This is a genomic window from Marivirga harenae, assembly GCF_030534335.1.
In the GTDB taxonomy this organism is placed as follows: Bacteria; Bacteroidota; Bacteroidia; order Cytophagales; family Cyclobacteriaceae; genus Marivirga; species Marivirga harenae.
In genome coordinates, this window is sequence record NZ_CP130565.1 from 3812584 (window position 1) to 3832992 (window position 20409).

Sequence of the window (20409 nt, forward strand, 5' to 3'; positions counted from 1 at the left end):
ATAAATTTGTCAACTAGTACCCATTTCATTATATTGTAAGTTACACTTAAATAAAAAGTTACGAAACACATTTACAGATATACTAAAATAATTGTACTTGCCTTTACCTCATTATTCTTAATGAGCCAGAAGAGTAACGGCCAGGTAATGATTACCCAAGCTGACCTCAGTAATATTTGTGTTGATGGAGGTTATTATGGTCTTGGTGACATTACAGTTGCAGAGAATTCAAACTCAGATTTTAGTCCTGGAACCAATATTTATTTCAGACTATCTATTCCAGCAAATTTTGAATTTAAATCAGTTTCAGGCTCTTCGAGCTTTTACTCATTCACCACTAACGAGTTAAATATAGACAATATTACTATTACACCTTCATATGTTGAAATTCAGTACGATGTTACTGGTACCTCTTTTTTAGATCAGTTTACATTGCAAAACTTACAGGTAAGAGCCATAAATACTTCTAGCAATAGTGATATGGTTGAAGGAACTGCCTCAGTTCCAGCTGGGACTATTAATTTTGCCGGTGGTGCAACTTTTGGGAATTTATCAAGCATAGAATCTCCTACAATTACAGGTCAACCAATTGCTGAAACGGTTTGTGAAGAGGAAAATGCTAATTTTTCTGTTACCGCTACAGGTAATAGTTTGAGCTATCAATGGCAAAGAAATGATGGTGGTGGTTTTGACGATATTAATCTATCAACTGATGGTGGAATATATAGTAATTTTACGTCTCCCACTTTACAAATAAATAATGCTCCAACTACTGCAGATGGCTATACCTATAGAGCAAATATTGTGGGTAGTTGTTTACCTATGGCTACTTCCAATGTTGCTGCTTTAACTGTTGAAGCACTGCCTTCCCACCCAACTATAACGAATCAAAGTCAAACGGTTTGCCTGAATGAAGCAATAGCGTCACCCTCAGCCTCTGGAACTGGTGGTACAATAACTTGGTATTCTGACGCTGGTTTAACAACAGTTTTAACAACAGGGACAAACCCAACTACCGCAGATATTGGCTTTGATAATTCTGCATCTGGCACTACCAACGTTTATGTAACGGAAACCTCTGCACAAGGCTGTGAGAGTGAGTCTGCATTAGTTTCGTTAATAGTAAATCCACTACCAAACAATTCACTCACTGTTACTCCTACTGCTGTGGAAGTTTGTGACGGAAACACATTAAATTTCAGTATTGCTGGATCACAGACGGGTGTAGATTACCAATTATTTGATGAAAGTAATTCTGCGATCTCGGCCGCTATGGGCGGAAATGGAGGGACTATTAATATCACATCTAATGCTTTTGATTATGCTGCTTTAGGAAGTGATGGTACTGAAATCATTACAGTTCGTGCTACAAATCAATCAACCTTATGTACCGATGATCTTACGGACACAGAAACTATTACTATTAATGAGTTACCCGTTGTAACTTTAAATAGCGATGACATTGATAATGTTATTTGTAATGGATCAACTATTGTTTTCTCTGCAGGAGGTGCCTCAACTTATCAGTTTTTTGTAAATGGTCTTGCGGTGCAAGGTCCTTCAGCTTCTAACACCTTTTCTACTTCAACTTTGGCTGATGGAGATGTTGTTACGGTTACTGGAACTGACGGGAACGCTTGTGCTGATACACACGCGGGAATCAGTGTAACTGTAGAAAATGCTCCCACTGCACCTTCCATTCTTCAAGGTCCGAGCGTGTCAGTTTGTGAAGGTGGATCAGTCACCTTGACTTCTTCCATAGCTCCTGGCACCACTGAAGGCTCCTACAGATGGTACAAAGATGGAGTTTTAGTGCCTGCATTGACTACAAGAGACATTTCACTAACCTTAGTTTCTGAAAGTGGAAATTATACAGTTGAAGTAACCAATGGCGATAATACCGAGACTTGCTTTAGCAGTGCATCTTCAGCTACTACAGTTAACATCAATCCTTTACCTGTTAACACCCTCACTGTTACTCCTACTGCTGTGGAAGTTTGTGACGGAAACACATTAAATTTCAGTATTGCTGGATCACAGACGGGTGTAGATTACCAATTATTTGATGAAAGTAATTCTGCGATCTCGGCCGCTATGGGCGGAAATGGAGGGACTATTAATATCACATCTAATGCTTTTGATTATGCTGCTTTAGGAAGTGATGGTACTGAAATCATTACAGTTCGTGCTACAAATCAATCAACCTTATGTACCGATGATCTTACGGACACAGAAACTATTACTATTGATGAGTTACCCGTTGTAACTTTAAATAGCGATGACATTGATAATGTTATTTGTAATGGATCAACTATTGTTTTCTCTGCAGGAGGTGCCTCAACTTATCAGTTTTTTGTAAATGGTCTTGCGGTGCAAGGTCCTTCAGCTTCTAACACCTTTTCTACTTCAACTTTGGCTGATGGAGATGTTGTTACGGTTACTGGAACTGACGGGAACGCTTGTGCTGATACACATGCGGGAATCAGTGTAACTGTAGAAAATGCTCCCGCTGCACCTTCCATTCTTCAAGGTCCGAGCGTGTCAGTTTGTGAAGGTGGATCAGTCACCTTGACTTCTTCCATAGCTCCTGGCACCACTGAAGGCTCCTATAGATGGTACAAAGATGGAGTTTTAGTGCCTGCATTAACCACTAGAGACATTTCACTAACCTTAGTTTCTGAAAGTGGAAATTATAAAGTTGAAGTAACCAATGGCGATAATACCGAGACTTGCTTTAGCAGTGCATCTTCAGCTACTACAGTTAACATCAATCCTTTACCTGTTAACACCCTCACTGTTACTCCTACTGCTGTGGAAGTTTGTGATGGAAACACATTAAATTTCAGTATTGCTGGATCACAGACGGGTGTAGATTACCAATTATTTGATGAAAGTAATTCTGCGATCTCGGCCGCTATGGGCGGAAATGGAGGGACTATTAATATCACATCTAATGCTTTTGATTATGCTGCTTTAGGAAGTGATGGTACTGAAATCATTACAGTTCGTGCCACAAATCAATCAACCTTATGTACCGATGATCTTACGGACACAGAAACTATTACTATTAATGAGTTACCCGTTGTAACTTTAAATAGCGATGACATTGATAATGTTATTTGTAATGGATCAACTATTGTTTTCTCTGCAGGAGGTGCCTCAACTTATCAGTTTTTTGTAAATGGTCTTGCGGTGCAAGGTCCTTCAGCTTCTAACACCTTCTCTACTTCAACTTTGGCTGATGGAGATGTTGTTACGGTTACTGGAACTGACGGGAACGCTTGTGCTGATACACACGCGGGAATCAGTGTAACTGTAGAAAATGCTCCCGCTGCACCTTCCATTCTTCAAGGTCCGAGCGTGTCAGTTTGTGAAGGTGGATCAGTCACCTTGACTTCTTCCATAGCTCCTGGCACCACTGAAGGCTCCTATAGATGGTACAAAGATGGAGTTTTAGTGCCTGCATTAACCACTAGAGACATTTCACTAACCTTAGTTTCTGAAAGTGGAAATTATACAGTTGAAGTAACCAATGGCGATAATACCGAGACTTGCTTTAGCAGTGCATCTTCAGCTACTACAGTTAACATCAATCCTTTACCTGTTAACACCCTCACTGTTACTCCTACTGCTGTGGAAGTTTGTGATGGAAACACATTAAATTTCAGTATTGCTGGATCACAGACGGGTGTAGATTACCAATTATTTGATGAAAGTAATTCTGCGATCTCGGCCGCTATGGGCGGAAATGGAGGGACTATTAACATCACATCTAATGCTTTTGATTATGCTGCTTTAGGAAGTGATGGTACTGAAATCATTACAGTTCGTGCTACAAATCAATCAACCTTATGTACCGATGATCTTACGGACACAGAAACTATTTCAATAAATCAGCCTCCAACTCCTGCCAATGCTGGACCTGATCAACAACTTTGTGGGACAGGCACCTCGCTTGCGGCTAATGCTCCGGCTATCGGTAGCGGACTCTGGAGTTTGGCTCCTTCTAATACAGGGGCGGGTGGTAGCATTACTACTCCTTCTAGCAATACCTCTGGATTTACGGGTACTGCCGGTGAAACCTATACCTTACGTTGGACGGTCTCTAATGGTGTTTGTGCCGATAGCTTTGATGAAGTTACCATTCAATTTGATCAGGCCTCTACGGCTGCTAATGCTGGGACGGACCAAACAGCTGCTGCTGCTAACTGTGGAACAACGACTTCCCTAACAGCTAATACTCCAACTGTGGGTACTGGCCTTTGGACCATCATTACTGGGGATGGTAGCGGAGCTTTTGTAGATAACACCGACCCTACTACTATCTTTACTGGGTCAGCTGAATTTACTTATACCCTACAGTGGACCATCTCCAATGGAAGCTGTGCGGCTAGCTCTTCTACTGTGGACATTGAGTTTGATGCTAATCCAACTCCTGCCAATGCTGGACCTGATCAACAACTTTGTGGGACAGGCACCTCCCTTGCGGCTAATGCTCCGGCTATCGGTAGCGGACTCTGGAGTTTGGCTCCTTCTAATACAGGGGCGGGTGGTAGCATTACTACTCCTTCTAGCAATACCTCTGGATTTACGGGTACTGCCGGTGAAACCTATACCTTACGTTGGACGGTCTCTAATGGTGTTTGTGCCGATAGCTTTGATGAAGTTACCATTCAATTTGATCAGGCCCCTACGGCTGCTAATGCTGGGACGGACCAAACAGCTGCTGCTGCTAACTGTGGAACAACGACTTCCCTTACGGCTAATGCTCCAACTGTGGGCACTGGACTTTGGACCATCATTACTGGGGATGGTAGCGGAGCCTTTGTAGATAACACTGACCCTACTACTATCTTTACTGGGTCAGCTGAATTTACTTATACCCTACAGTGGACCATCTCCAATGGAAGCTGTGCGGCTAGCTCTTCTACTGTGGACATTGAGTTTGATGCTAATCCAACTCCTGCCAATGCTGGACCTGATCAACAACTTTGTGGGACAGGCACCTCCCTTGCGGCTAATGCTCCGGCTATCGGTAGCGGACTCTGGAGTTTGGCTCCTTCTAATACAGGGGCGGGTGGTAGCATTACTACTCCTTCTAGCAATACCTCTGGATTTACGGGTACTGCCGGTGAAACCTATACCTTACGTTGGACGGTCTCTAATGGTGTTTGTGCCGATAGCTTTGATGAAGTTACCATTCAATTTGATCAGGCCCCTACGGCTGCTAATGCTGGGACGGACCAAACAGCTGCTGCTGCTAACTGTGGAACAACGACTACCCTTACGGCTAATGCTCCAACTGTGGGCACTGGACTTTGGACCATCATTACTGGGGATGGTAGCGGAGCTTTTGTAGATAACACTGACCCTACTACTATCTTTACTGGGTCAGCTGAATTTACTTATACCCTACAGTGGACCATCTCCAATGGAAGCTGTGCGGCTAGCTCTTCTACTGTGGACATTGAGTTTGATGCTAATCCAACTCCTGCCAATGCTGGACCTGATCAACAACTTTGTGGGACAGGCACCTCCCTTGCGGCTAATGCTCCGGCTATCGGTAGCGGACTCTGGAGTTTGGCTCCTTCTAATACAGGGGCGGGTGGTAGCATTACTACTCCTTCTAGCAATACCTCTGGATTTACGGGTACTGCCGGTGAAACCTATACCTTACGTTGGACGGTCTCTAATGGTGTTTGTGCCGATAGCTTTGATGAAGTTACCATTCAATTTGATCAGGCCCCTACGGCTGCTAATGCTGGGACGGACCAAACAGCTGCTGCTGCTAACTGTGGAACAACGACTTCCCTAACAGCTAATACTCCAACTGTGGGTACTGGCCTTTGGACCATCATTACTGGGGATGGTAGCGGAGCTTTTGTAGATAACACCGACCCTACTACTATCTTTACTGGGTCAGCTGAATTTACTTATACCCTACAGTGGACCATCTCCAATGGAAGCTGTGCGGCTAGCTCTTCTACTGTGGACATTGAGTTTGATGCTAATCCAACTCCTGCCAATGCTGGACCTGATCAACAACTTTGTGGGACAGGCACCTCCCTTGCGGCTAATGCTCCGGCTATCGGTAGCGGACTCTGGAGTTTGGCTCCTTCTAATACAGGGGCGGGTGGTAGCATTACTACTCCTTCTAGCAATACCTCTGGATTTACGGGTACTGCCGGTGAAACCTATACCTTACGTTGGACGGTCTCTAATGGTGTTTGTGCCGATAGCTTTGATGAAGTTACCATTCAATTTGATCAGGCCCCTACGGCTGCTAATGCTGGGACGGACCAAACAGCTGCTGCTGCTAACTGTGGAACAACGACTTCCCTTACGGCTAATGCTCCAACTGTGGGCACTGGACTTTGGACCATCATTACTGGGGATGGTAGCGGAGCTTTTGTAGATAACACCGACCCTACTACTATCTTTACTGGGTCAGCTGAATTTACTTATACCCTACAGTGGACCATCTCCAATGGAAGCTGTGCGGCTAGCTCTTCTACTGTGGACATTGAGTTTGATGCTAATCCAACTCCTGCCAATGCTGGACCTGATCAACAACTTTGTGGGACAGGCACCTCCCTTGCGGCTAATGCTCCGGCTATCGGTAGCGGACTCTGGAGTTTGGCTCCTTCTAATACAGGGGCGGGTGGTAGCATTACTACTCCTTCTAGCAATACCTCTGGATTTACGGGTACTGCCGGTGAAACCTATACCTTACGTTGGACGGTCTCTAATGGTGTTTGTGCCGATAGCTTTGATGAAGTTACCATTCAATTTGATCAGGCCCCTACGGCTGCTAATGCTGGGACGGACCAAACAGCTGCTGCTGCTAACTGTGGAACAACGACTTCCCTTACGGCTAATGCTCCAACTGTGGGCACTGGACTTTGGACCATCATTACTGGGGATGGTAGCGGAGCCTTTGTAGATAACACTGACCCTACTACTATCTTTACTGGGTCAGCTGAATTTACTTATACCCTACAGTGGACCATCTCCAATGGAAGCTGTGCGGCTAGCTCTTCTACTGTGGACATTGAGTTTGATGCTAATCCAACTCCTGCCAATGCTGGACCTGATCAACAACTTTGTGGGACAGGCACCTCCCTTGCGGCTAATGCTCCGGCTATCGGTAGCGGACTCTGGAGTTTGGCTCCTTCTAATACAGGGGCGGGTGGTAGCATTACTACTCCTTCTAGCAATACCTCTGGATTTACGGGTACTGCCGGTGAAACCTATACCTTACGTTGGACGGTCTCTAATGGTGTTTGTGCCGATAGCTTTGATGAAGTTACCATTCAATTTGATCAGGCCCCTACGGCTGCTAATGCTGGGACGGACCAAACTGCTGCTGCTGCTAACTGTGGAACAACGACTTCCCTAACAGCTAATACTCCAACTGTGGGTACTGGCCTTTGGACTATCATTACTGGGGATGGTAGCGGAGCCTTTGTAGATAACACTGACCCTACTACTATCTTTACTGGGTCAGCTGAATTTACTTATACCCTACAGTGGACCATCTCCAATGGAAGCTGTGCGGCTAGCTCTTCTACTGTGGACATTGAGTTTGATGCTAATCCAACTCCTGCCAATGCTGGACCTGATCAACAACTTTGTGGGACAGGCACCTCGCTTGCGGCTAATGCTCCGGCTATCGGTAGCGGACTCTGGAGTTTGGCTCCTTCTAATACAGGGGCGGGTGGTAGCATTACTACTCCTTCTAGCAATACCTCTGGATTTACGGGTACTGCCGGTGAAACCTATACCTTGCGTTGGACGGTCTCTAATGGTGTTTGTGCCGATAGCTTTGATGAAGTTACCATTCAATTTGATCAGGCCCCTACGGCTGCTAATGCTGGGACGGACCAAACAGCTGCTGCTGCTAACTGTGGAACAACGACTTCCCTAACAGCTAATACTCCAACTGTGGGTACTGGCCTTTGGACCATCATTACTGGGGATGGTAGCGGAGCTTTTGTAGATAACACCGACCCTACTACTATCTTTACTGGGTCAGCTGAATTTACTTATACCCTACAGTGGACCATCTCCAATGGAAGCTGTGCGGCTAGCTCTTCTACTGTGGACATTGAGTTTGATGCTAATCCAACTCCTGCCAATGCTGGACCTGATCAACAACTTTGTGGGACAGGCACCTCGCTTGCGGCTAATGCTCCGGCTATCGGTAGCGGACTCTGGAGTTTGGCTCCTTCTAATACAGGGGCGGGTGGTAGCATTACTACTCCTTCTAGCAATACCTCTGGATTTACGGGTACTGCCGGTGAAACCTATACCTTGCGTTGGACGGTCTCTAATGGTGTTTGTGCCGATAGCTTTGATGAAGTTACCATTCAATTTGATCAGGCCCCTACGGCTGCTAATGCTGGGACGGACCAAACAGCTGCTGCTGCTAACTGTGGAACAACGACTTCCCTAACAGCTAATACTCCAACTGTGGGTACTGGCCTTTGGACCATCATTACTGGGGATGGTAGCGGAGCCTTTGTAGATAACACCGACCCTACTACTATCTTTACTGGGTCAGCTGAATTTACTTATACCCTACAGTGGACCATCTCCAATGGAAGCTGTGCGGCTAGCTCTTCTACTGTGGACATTGAGTTTGATGCTAATCCAACTCCTGCCAATGCTGGACCTGATCAACAACTTTGTGGGACAGGCACCTCGCTTGCGGCTAATGCTCCGGCTATCGGTAGCGGACTCTGGAGTTTGGCTCCTTCTAATACAGGGGCGGGTGGTAGCATTACTACTCCTTCTAGCAATACCTCTGGATTTACGGGTACTGCCGGTGAAACCTATACCTTACGTTGGACGGTCTCTAATGGTGTTTGTGCCGATAGCTTTGATGAAGTTACCATTCAATTTGATCAGGCCCCTACGGCTGCTAATGCTGGGACGGACCAAACAGCTGCTGCTGCTAACTGTGGAACAACGACTTCCCTAACAGCTAATACTCCAACTGTGGGTACTGGCCTTTGGACCATCATTACTGGGGATGGTAGCGGAGCTTTTGTAGATAACACCGACCCTACTACTATCTTTACTGGGTCAGCTGAATTTACTTATACCCTACAGTGGACCATCTCCAATGGAAGCTGTGCGGCTAGCTCTTCTACTGTGGACATTGAGTTTGATGCTAATCCAACTCCTGCCAATGCTGGACCTGATCAACAACTTTGTGGGACAGGCACCACGCTTGCCGCTAATGCTCCGGCTATTGGTAGCGGACTCTGGAGCTTGGCTCCTTCTAATACAGGGGCGGGTGGTAGCATTACTACTCCTTCTAGCAATACCTCTGGATTTACGGGTACTGCCGGTGAAACCTATACCTTACGTTGGACGGTCTCTAATGGTGTTTGTGCCGATAGCTTTGATGAAGTTACCATTCAATTTGATCAGGCCCCTACGGCTGCTAATGCTGGGACGGACCAAACAGCTGCTGCTGCTAACTGTGGAACAACGACTTCCCTAACAGCTAATACTCCAACTGTGGGTACTGGCCTTTGGACTATCATTACTGGGGATGGTAGCGGAGCCTTTGTAGATAACACTGACCCTACTACTATCTTTACTGGGTCAGCTGAATTTACTTATACCCTACAGTGGACCATCTCCAATGGAAGCTGTGCGGCTAGCTCTTCTACTGTGGACATTGAGTTTGATGCTAATCCAACTCCTGCCAATGCTGGACCTGATCAAGAAAATTGTCAGGATGGAAACTTTACGCTTGCTGCAAATAACCCTGCAATAGGTACAGGAAACTGGACTTTAGAAACAGGTACAGCTACTATCACTTCACCTAGTTCTCGAACTTCAACAGTATCAGGTATTCCAGTAGGTAGTTCTGCAACTTTAAGGTGGACTATTTCTAATGGAAGCTGCAGTAATTCATTTGATGATGTGATACTTTCAAATAATGAAGCTCCTCAATTCTCACCAGTACCAATTGATGTGACTGCATGTGCTGGTCAATTAATTGATATAGATTTTAGTACTATTTCAGGCACAGACAATATTACATGGACATCAAATAATACCGATGTTGGAAACCCTGCAACTGGAGGATCAAGTTTGACATTCGTAACAGGGTCTAATAATACTATAAGTGACATTGTAACAACTATTACAGTTTCAGCATCTAATTCTGTTTGTACCACTCCTGTTACAACAGACTTTACAATTACTTTACACCCAACACCCGATATTAATAATTACTTCCCGTCAACAGAAGTATGTGAAAATGAAAGTTCTATAGACTTAAACAGCATTGGACTAAGTGCAAATATTGGCGGTGGAACTTTCTCATTTGCTGGCCCTGGAGTATCGGGCTCTACTTTTGATGCAACTTCTGTACCTTTGGGCAACCAAGAAGTAGATGTGACTTACACAACTGCAGATGGATGCTCAAAAACAGAATCAATCAATCTATTAAATGTTATTGCGGAACCAACTGCCAATGCTGGAGCTGATGATGAAGTCTGCGTGAATACTTCGTACAACATTTCAGATGCAAGCGTTACAAATAGTGCTGGAATTTTATGGACACATGATGGCGCAGGTTCTATCTCAAATGCCACAACAATCTCTCCTACCTATATTCCAGTGGTTGCGGATGCCGGCAGCAATGTAACCCTTACCTTAACGGTCGATGGGTTTAGTGCTTGTGCAGATGCGGTCGATACTAAAGTTTTGGCTGTTACTGCTGAGCCAACTGCTAATGCTGGTGCTGATGATGAAGTTTGTGAAAATACTGCTTATACTGTCAGTGATGCCGCTGTTACTAATAGTGCCGGAATTAACTGGACTACTGATGGTAATGGGGTTTTAACTAATGCCACCACCTCTACGCCAACTTATACGCCAGATCCTTTGGATGCCGGTACAAATGTGACCTTAACTCTTACAGTGAGTGGAAATGGATCTTGTGTGAATGCAGTCGATACTAAAGTCTTAGCGGTTACTGCTGAGCCTACTGCAAATGCTGGTCTTGATGATGAAGTTTGCGAAAATACTGCTTACACCGTTAGTGATGCCACTGTTACTAATAGTGCTGGAATTAACTGGACTACTGATGGTAATGGGGTTTTAACTAATGCCACCACCTCTACGCCAACTTATACGCCAGATCCTTTGGATGCCGGTGCAAATGTGACGCTAACACTTACGGTCAGTGGAAATGGGTCTTGTGTGGATGCGGTCGATACTAAAGTCTTAGCGGTTACTGCTGAGCCTACTGCAAATGCTGGAGCTGATGATGAAGTTTGTGAAAATACTGCTTACACCGTTAGTGATGCCGCAGTTACTAATAGTGCTGGAATTAACTGGACTTCTGATGGTAATGGGGTTTTAACTAATGCCACCACCTCTACGCCAACTTATACGCCAGACCCATTAGATGCCGGTACAAATGTGACCTTAACTCTTACGGTCAGTGGAAATGGGTCTTGTGTGGATGCAGTCGATACCAAAGTATTGGCTGTTACTGCTGAGCCTACTGCCAATGCTGGAACTGATGATGAAGTTTGTGAAAATACTGCTTACACCGTCAGTGATGCCGCTATTACTAATAGTGCTGGAATTAACTGGACTTCTGATGGTAATGGGGTTTTAACTGATGCAAATACTATTACACCAACTTATACGCCTGATCCGACTGATGCAGGTACAAATGTGACGCTAACACTTACGGTAAGTGGAAATGGGTCTTGTGTGGATGCGGTCGATACTAAAGTCTTAACGGTTACTGCTGAGCCTACTGCAAATGCTGGCGCTGATGATGAGATTTGCGTAAATACCACTTTTCAAGTGACAGATGCTAGTGTTACAGATGAAAACACCTTTTTCTGGTCTGAAGACGGTGACGGCTCCTTTGATGATCCGAATCTTATCAATCCAACTTATTCACCTGCATCTACAGACGCAGGAACTATAGTCACCTTGACCTTAACCGCCACTGGCAATGGATCTTGTGCTACGGTGCAAGATTCTAAAGCCCTGACAATTACCGCTGAGCCAACTGCTAATGCTGGAGCTGATGATGAAGTTTGTGAAAATACTGCTTACACCGTCAGTGATGCCGCTATTACTAATAGTGCTGGAATTAACTGGACTTCTGATGGTAATGGGGTTTTAACTAATGCCACCACCTCTACGCCAACTTATACGCCAGACCCATTAGATGCCGGTACAAATGTGACCTTAACTCTTACGGTCAGTGGAAATGGGTCTTGTGTGGATGCAGTCGATACCAAAGTATTGGCTGTTACTGCTGAGCCTACTGCCAATGCTGGAACTGATGATGAAGTTTGTGAAAATACTGCTTACACCGTCAGTGATGCCACTATTACTAATAGTGCCGGAATGAACTGGACTACTGATGGTAATGGAGTTTTAACTAATGCCACCACCTCTACGCCAACTTATACGCCAGACCCATTAGATGCAGGTACAAATGTGACGCTAACACTTACGGTCAGTGGAAATGGTTCTTGTGTGGACGCGGTCGATACTAAAATCTTAGCGGTTACTGCTGAGCCTACTGCCAATGCTGGAACTGATGATGAAGTTTGTGAAAATACTGCTTATACTGTCAGTGATGCCGCTGTTACTAATAGTGCCGGAATTAACTGGACTACTGATGGTAATGGGGTTTTAACTAATGCTAACACCTCTACGCCAACTTATACGCCAGATCCTTTGGATGCCGGTACAAATGTGACCTTAACTCTTACAGTGAGTGGAAATGGATCTTGTGTGGATGCAGTCGATACCAAAGTATTGGCTGTTACTGCTGAGCCTACTGCAAATGCTGGCGCTGATGATGAAGTTTGTGAAAATACTGCTTACACCGTCAGTGATGCCGCTACTACTAATAGTGCTGGAATTAACTGGACTTCTGATGGTAATGGGGTTTTAACTAATGCCACCACCTCTACGCCAACTTATACGCCAGACCCATTAGATGCCGGTACAAATGTGACCTTAACTCTTACGGTCAGTGGAAATGGGTCTTGTGTGGATGCAGTCGATACCAAAGTATTGGCTGTTACTGCTGAGCCTACTGCCAATGCTGGAACTGATGATGAAGTTTGTGAAAATACTGCTTACACCGTCAGTGATGCCGCTATTACTAATAGTGCTGGAATTACTTGGACTTCCGATGGTAATGGAGTCTTAACTAATGCTAACACCTCTACGCCAACTTATACACCTGATCCTTTGGATGCAGGTGCAAATGTGACGCTAACACTTACGGTCAGTGGAAATGGGTCTTGTGTGGATGCGGTCGATACTAAAGTCTTAATGGTTACTGCTGAGCCTACTGCAAATGCTGGAGCTGATGACGAAGTTTGTGAAAATACTGCTTACACCGTCAGTGATGCCGCTACTACTAATAGTGCCGGAATTAACTGGACTACTGATGGTAATGGGGTTTTAACAAATGCCACCACCTCTACGCCAACTTATACACCTGATCCGACTGATGCAGGTACAAATGTGACGCTAACACTTACGGTCAGTGGAAATGGGTCTTGTGTGGATGCGGTCGATACTAAAGTCTTAGCGGTTACTGCTGAGCCTACTGCAAATGCTGGTGCTGATGATGAAGTTTGTGAAAATACTGCTTACACCGTTAGTGATGCCGCAGTTACTAATAGTGCTGGAATTAACTGGACTTCTGATGGTAATGGGGTTTTAACTGATGCAAATACTATTACACCAACTTATACGCCTGATCCGACTGATGCAGGTACAAATGTGACGCTAACACTTACAGTCAGTGGAAATGGGTCTTGTGTGGATGCGGTCGATACTAAAGTTATTGCAATTTCAGTTCTTCCAGTTGGGACCGTAACTTCCACTGGTTCAGAAGTATGTATTTCAGAACCAATTACCCTGGGAGGTACAATAAATTCGGGTGCTTCCACAGGTTCTTGGATTATTCAAACTGGCCAGGGATCTGGTCCTGAGAATTCTGGAACTCTGTCTGCCACTGCAAACAATTCTGGTACCTGGGAATCAGTTTTCACTCCGGATGGATCCTATTTTGGAAATGTAACCTTTGAATTTGTAGCAAATTCTGGTTCTTCTTGTCCTAGTGATATTACCACAAAAATTATCACAATTAGATCGCTGCCAACCGTGGTGGATCAGTCCTACACCCTTTGTGAAGATACTTCCGGGTCTGGCAGTGTAAACGTAAATTTAACATCATATAACACCGATGTTACAACTGAAAATCAATCGAATGTTACAATTGCATGGTTTACAAATAGCAGTTTAACAAATCCAGTTCTTGACGAAACTGACGTAGATATTAATGGGAGTGCCACTTATTACGCAAGAGTTACATTAAATGCAACTAACTGTTTTGATAGGGCGCAAGTGGACTTTACTGTAAATCCTCAAATTGTTTTAACCGCGGGTTCGGATGAAATAATTTGTGACGGAGATGTATTAGATCTTTCTAACTCTTCGACTTTACCATCCGAAAGTAATGCATCTACTCTTTTATGGACATCAAACGGAGACGGATCATTTAATGATGATACAGCAATAACACCAATGTACACACCGGGGCCAACGGATTTTGCAAACTCACCAATCACATTGACTTTAACGGCAAGTTCTGCAGGCCCTTGTGCAGCTGAAGTAGATCAAATGGAACTCACCATAAATCCTGTACCGGTAATCGACCCTGTTTCTGACTTAAGCCTTTGCCCTGGTGATACCCATGGGAGTACAAGCTTTAGTGCTGATATATCTGGTGGTACGTTCAATTGGTCATTAACGAATTCATCTCAGTTAGGAATTTCGTCTAGCGGCACTGGTAATCTACCGGCCTTGAATGCTCAATCAAATACGAGCGGGGCCGTTATTACTTCTGTTGTCACTATTGATTATGTTTTAAATGGATGTAGCGCTGCCTCCGAAACTTTCAATATAGATGTTAAACCGACTCCTGTTATAGATGGTGTAAGTAATATTCAAGTTTGCCCTGGATCCACAGTAAATGTAAACTTCAATGCAAATACAACGGGCGAAACATTTTCATGGTCAAATGATAATACGGCCGTTGGAGTAGGACTTGTAAGCAATGGGTCTGGCGATATAAGCTTTACAGCTGAGTCAAATAATACAGGTGCTGCAATTACAAGCAATTTCACTTATTCGGCCACCCTAAACGGTTGTGCTAGTACTATCAAAACTTTCACAGTAACTTTATTACCAAAACCGGTAATAGCTCCTTTTAGCTCTATCGAAGTATGTTCTTTTGATAACATAAGTACTTCCTTTAGTAGTAATGTAAGCGGAAGTACATTTAGTTGGACTAATGATAATACAGCAACTGGAATTGCTGCAGCTGGCAATGGTAATATCAACGTTAACGCAAGCGAAAACCTATCTGGGGTTGACCAGGTCAGTAATATTACAGTGACGGCAACAAGAAATGGTTGTATTAGCGAAGTTGAAACCTTCACAGTAACAGTTAAACCAAAGCCTATTTTAAACACAGTTTCTTCTTTTGAAATCTGTGCTACTGATAATATTTCTGCAACGACCCTATCTGATAATTCGGGAGGGGCTAGCACAATATCCTGGACAGCTTCAAATGCATCTGCAATCGGTTTGCCTTCTAGCTCTGGAACTGGAAATATACCTGCATTTACTGCTAATAGTAATAATACAACCGCTACTATTGTTTCCAATGTTACGGTTACAAGTACATGGGATGGATGTGTAAGTGATCAAATCAATTTCCAAATCAGGCTGAAGCCGACTCCAATAATGAACTCCATATCAGATGATGAATTATGCGCTGGTGAAATCTATAGTGTAAATTTCGGGAATAGCTTGGGAGCTTCGACAACTTATAGTTGGGTAAATGATAATACTGCAATTGGTTTAGCTGCATCTGGCAATGGAGACAATATCAATTTTACAGCAAATAGTAATAATAGCGGCTCTCCAATTGTTGCTAATATTATAGTCACACCGACAAATAATTCTTGTGTTGGCACATCGCAATCGTTTTCATTAACTTTAAATCCATCACCGGTTATTTCACCAATTAGTGATGTTGAATTATGTCCGAACAATTTTATTTCGATCCCAGTAACTACTGATTTATCTAATACCAACCTTACATTAACAGTTTCTGATAATTCGGTTTTTGCAGTAGGCCCAATTTTAAATGGGCAAAATATTGAATTTACTACTAACTTAAATACAACAGGTGCAGACATAACATCTAATATTGAGGTTACTTCAGAACAAAATGGTTGTGAGTCTAGTGAAGATTTTAATGTTACTCTATTCTATGAACCACTTGTTAGTTCGGAACCTGATGAAGGACCTTTATGTTACCCGGGATCTGTAAATAGCAGGACCTTTGGACATGATTCTGGCACGGGGAATTTCAGCTGGGAAGTAACCAATGCAGACTTAATCGGAGATGCTACTCCTACGTCAGGAACTGGAATCTTCCCAGGTTTTGATTTAGCAGATAATCAAACAGGAATACCGATTGAAGGATATGTGAAATATTTTAGTGAAAGAAATGGATGTTTAAGTAGTCCTGATTCATTTAAAATTACTTTAAAACCATCACCTATAATACTAAATACAGACACTGCATTTTGTGAAGGTGATTTCGTAAATATTGATTTTTCTGATAATGTTGGGGATGATGCAACTTATGAATGGCAAATTGATAATTTAACTATAGGGATAAATAACAGTGACGGTACGACTGACCAGTCTATAACGCCTGCTGGATTTACAGCGGTTAATTCTTCAGATACAGAGGATAATGTGGCCAATATAACAGTTTTCTCCACTATTGATGGTTGTGCGGGACCTGTTAAAACTATTGAGGTTAGAGTACTGCCAAATCCAACTTTGTCTAATAATATTTTAGAATTCACAACTTGTTCAAATGACACTTTCTCGTTTGTGCCAGAGTCTAGTATACCATCTACCGATTTCGAATGGACCTACATTTCTGGTGATACTTCGGTTGTGCAAGGAGTAGAATTGTCGGGTACAGGCGACATTAATCTCGATCTAATTAATACTTCAGGCACGGATCAAAACTTAGTATATGGAATCACTCCTTTAAATAGTAATTGTATTGGCACCAGTGAAGAATTAACCATTACAGTAAGACCAGAAATCAAATTTCAAAATATTCAAAACGAGTACTTTGTGTGCAGTGGTCAAGATTTTGAATTACCAATAACTTTGACTAACAATCTACACGTAAATGATATTGAATATTTCTGGACGGTGTCTGAAAACGAAGCTGGCGCTAATGATAGTACTGCTACTGCAATTGGAGGAAACCTTACAAATTCTGTATCTGGCCAAAGAGATACCGTAGTATACACCATTACACCTAGACTTTTAGATGGGACATGTGCAGGAAATACTGAAGTTTTTTCTGTAATTATTAATCCAAATGCAATAGTTGAAATATTACCTGCTAATGACATTTGCGAAGGAGAAAACCTTACACTAGAAGCTCAATTATTAAATGGATCTGGAAGTGGCCAGTGGAGTGGTGGAGATGGATCATTTACTTCAAGCACCTCTCCTATCACTACATATATCCCAGATGAAAGTGAGTATGGTGAAAATGTTACTTTACGATTTACAGTAAATGACCCTGATGGTAGTGGCCCATGTACGTCAACCTTTGATGAGGTGACCGTAGCAGTAAATCTTCTACCCAATGTAGCAATTACTGGAAATCCATTCCCGAACAATTTGTATTGTATAAGAAACGGAATCAAAGAACTTACCGGAAGTCCAGCTGGAGGTATTTTCACTGGTAGAGGTGTTTTTGAACAGGATGGAGCATATTTCTTCAATCCTGAGACAGCAACAGTTGGAGGTCCATATACTATCACCTATGAATTTACCAACAGTAACGGATGTACTAATTCTACTGAAACCACAGTTCAAGTTACCAATGGACCAAACTCAAATTTTGAAATAGAAACCGATGACAGCGAGGGTTTCTTTTGCTCTAATGCCTTCCTTGAACTAGATCCAACTTCATCAGGAGGAACGTTCAGCGGCAAGGGTATAGAAATTTTAGGTGGTATCTCCTACTTTAATGCTTCATCACCAGAAGTAGCTGGTCTAGATTCCGTTGAAATTACTTATACAATATTTGAATCTGAAACCAGCTGTACAGCGTTTACAACGAAGAAAATAAGGAGAATTCCTGCGCCAGAAATTGAAATAGTTTATCAAAATATTTGTGATGTTGATAATGCAGTTCAAATTTTCATTGATCCTGGTTATGATCACCCTCAAGATTCTTTAGTGTCATTCCAATTAGAATATGAAAATTCACCAAACAGGATATATGAAGAAGGTCAAATCGAGCAATTCAGCTCTCCTGGTGTTAAATCAATTACTATTGTTGGAACAACTGCTTTAGGATGTACTTTTGAAAAGACGACTACAATAAATGTTGGGAACATTCAAAAAACTGATTTTTCAGTTAATAATTTGAAAACCAGTAGCAATGGTCAACAACCAACACAATTTACCAATCAAAGTATGCTAGATGTATTGAATGGCGACCCAAGTTTAAATTTAATAGAGTCATTCCAATGGGATTTTGGGGTTGAAGGTGTGAATACAGATATTTCTATCCTAGAAAACCCATCATTCAATTATGAAAATGCCGGAGCTTACGATGTAAAATTGGTTATCACCTCATCTTTAGGATGTACAGACTCAATCATAAAAACGATTGATATAGTTCCTGCTGTAGATACATATCCATATTTGGAAACATTTGATCAAAATTCAGGTGGTTGGTATTCTCAATCAATAGATACTATTTCTAGTTCTTGGATACATGATTTCCCTAATGGAGCCTTCGTAGGTAAAAATGACAATCCAAATCCAGGTAAAATTTGGAAAACCGCTACAGATGGTATATCGGGTTATAAAGTCAATGAAAATTCCTTCCTATACAGCCCAACTTTTGATCTTACTAGTTTAGAAAAACCAATGATTGCTTTCGATATGTGGTTAGATGTTGAAGACGAAAGATTTGAAGGTGCAATATTAGAATACTCCACTGATGGTGAAAACTGGTTTGTATTTGGATCAGAAGGTGATGAACTAAATTGGTATAATATATCAAACAGATTTCCAATTGGAGGACAAACTTCGAATGAAGATGCATTTGCTTGGTACTTTACAGAGAATCAAAGAAATTGGATCAGAGTTGCTCATTCGATTAGTGAGGATTTAATCAGTAATTTCCTTAGTGTCTCTTTTAGAATAAACTTCAGAGGAGATAGGTACAGTGGAACTCCTATTGGTATGGCAATTGATAACATATACGTAGGCGAAAGACAAAAGCTGGTACTACTTGAAAGCTTCACAAATTTAAATTCTGCGAATTATATCAATAATAGAAGTAATGTAGAAGATTTGGTTTCTTCTGAAGTGGGCAAAGATGTGCTTCCAATGAATTTCCATATTTCTTTGCCATCTCCTGATTCGATCAATATCAGGAATTCAGTAGAGATGGATGCTAGAGCAAGTATCTATGACGTAGATGAAAGCCCTACATTAATTATCGATGGGGAGTTATTTGAAGGAAATATATTCGAATCTCCTAACCTATTGAATAGTGAATTTGAACAAATTATAACACGAAGGTCACTTTTAGAACCAAGTAATTTAATTGAGGTTTCCATTGATGAAACTGCCAATGAAAACACCATTCGTTTTGATGCTAGCTTAAGTCCAAATAACGATACTACCATTAATTTGATTGGGTACTACTTTATTATTGAGAAATCTATTGATAATACTGAACTTACAAATATCGTACGAAAGATTTTGCCAAACATAAATGGAGTAAATCTAGATGAACTTTCAGAAAATATAACTAACACGTATGAGTGGGAGGTGAATTCAATCTATTCTAATGATGATCTAGCTATTGTATCCATAGTTCAAGATAAAATTACAAACAGAATATTTGAAATTAATATAGACGATGTAAATCAAGCTAAATATGCTAAAGTGATCCTAAATATTAATGAAGGATTTGAATCAATTGGAATGAATCTATATCCAAATCCAAGCAGAGGAAATCTAAATATACGCTTTGCTAAAGCTTTAAATTCGGATATTGACATTATGATCCTGGATTCAAATGGTAAAATCATAAAGACAAGTAAGATTCCAAGTAATACAACTGAAACTGAACTTGACTTAAGTGGATTTGCCTCAGGAGTATATCATGTCATCTCCAAAAATTCTAATGGAGATCTCAATCGACAAAAAATAGTCTTGATTGATTAATTCTATTCATATAATTTTCAAAACTAT

1 protein-coding gene is annotated in these 20409 nt (G+C 42.2%); it reads left to right on the forward strand.

Going from position 1 to position 20409, the window contains the following annotated elements; all coding sequences use genetic code 11:
- Nucleotides 1–120 precede the first annotated feature (120 nt).
- Nucleotides 121–20382 carry an Ig-like domain-containing protein gene (locus tag Q3Y49_RS16310; protein WP_303269646.1) on the forward strand — a complete coding sequence of 6754 codons (20262 nt, stop codon included), beginning with the start codon at nucleotides 121–123 and terminating at the stop codon, nucleotides 20380–20382.
- The last annotated feature ends 27 nt before the right edge of the window (nucleotides 20383–20409 follow it).

Excerpts from the sequence above, each read along its gene's own strand:
- Q3Y49_RS16310 (WP_303269646.1), top strand. The coding sequence starts at position 121 with ATGAGCCAGAAGAGTAACGGCCAGGTAATGATTACCCAAGCTGACCTC.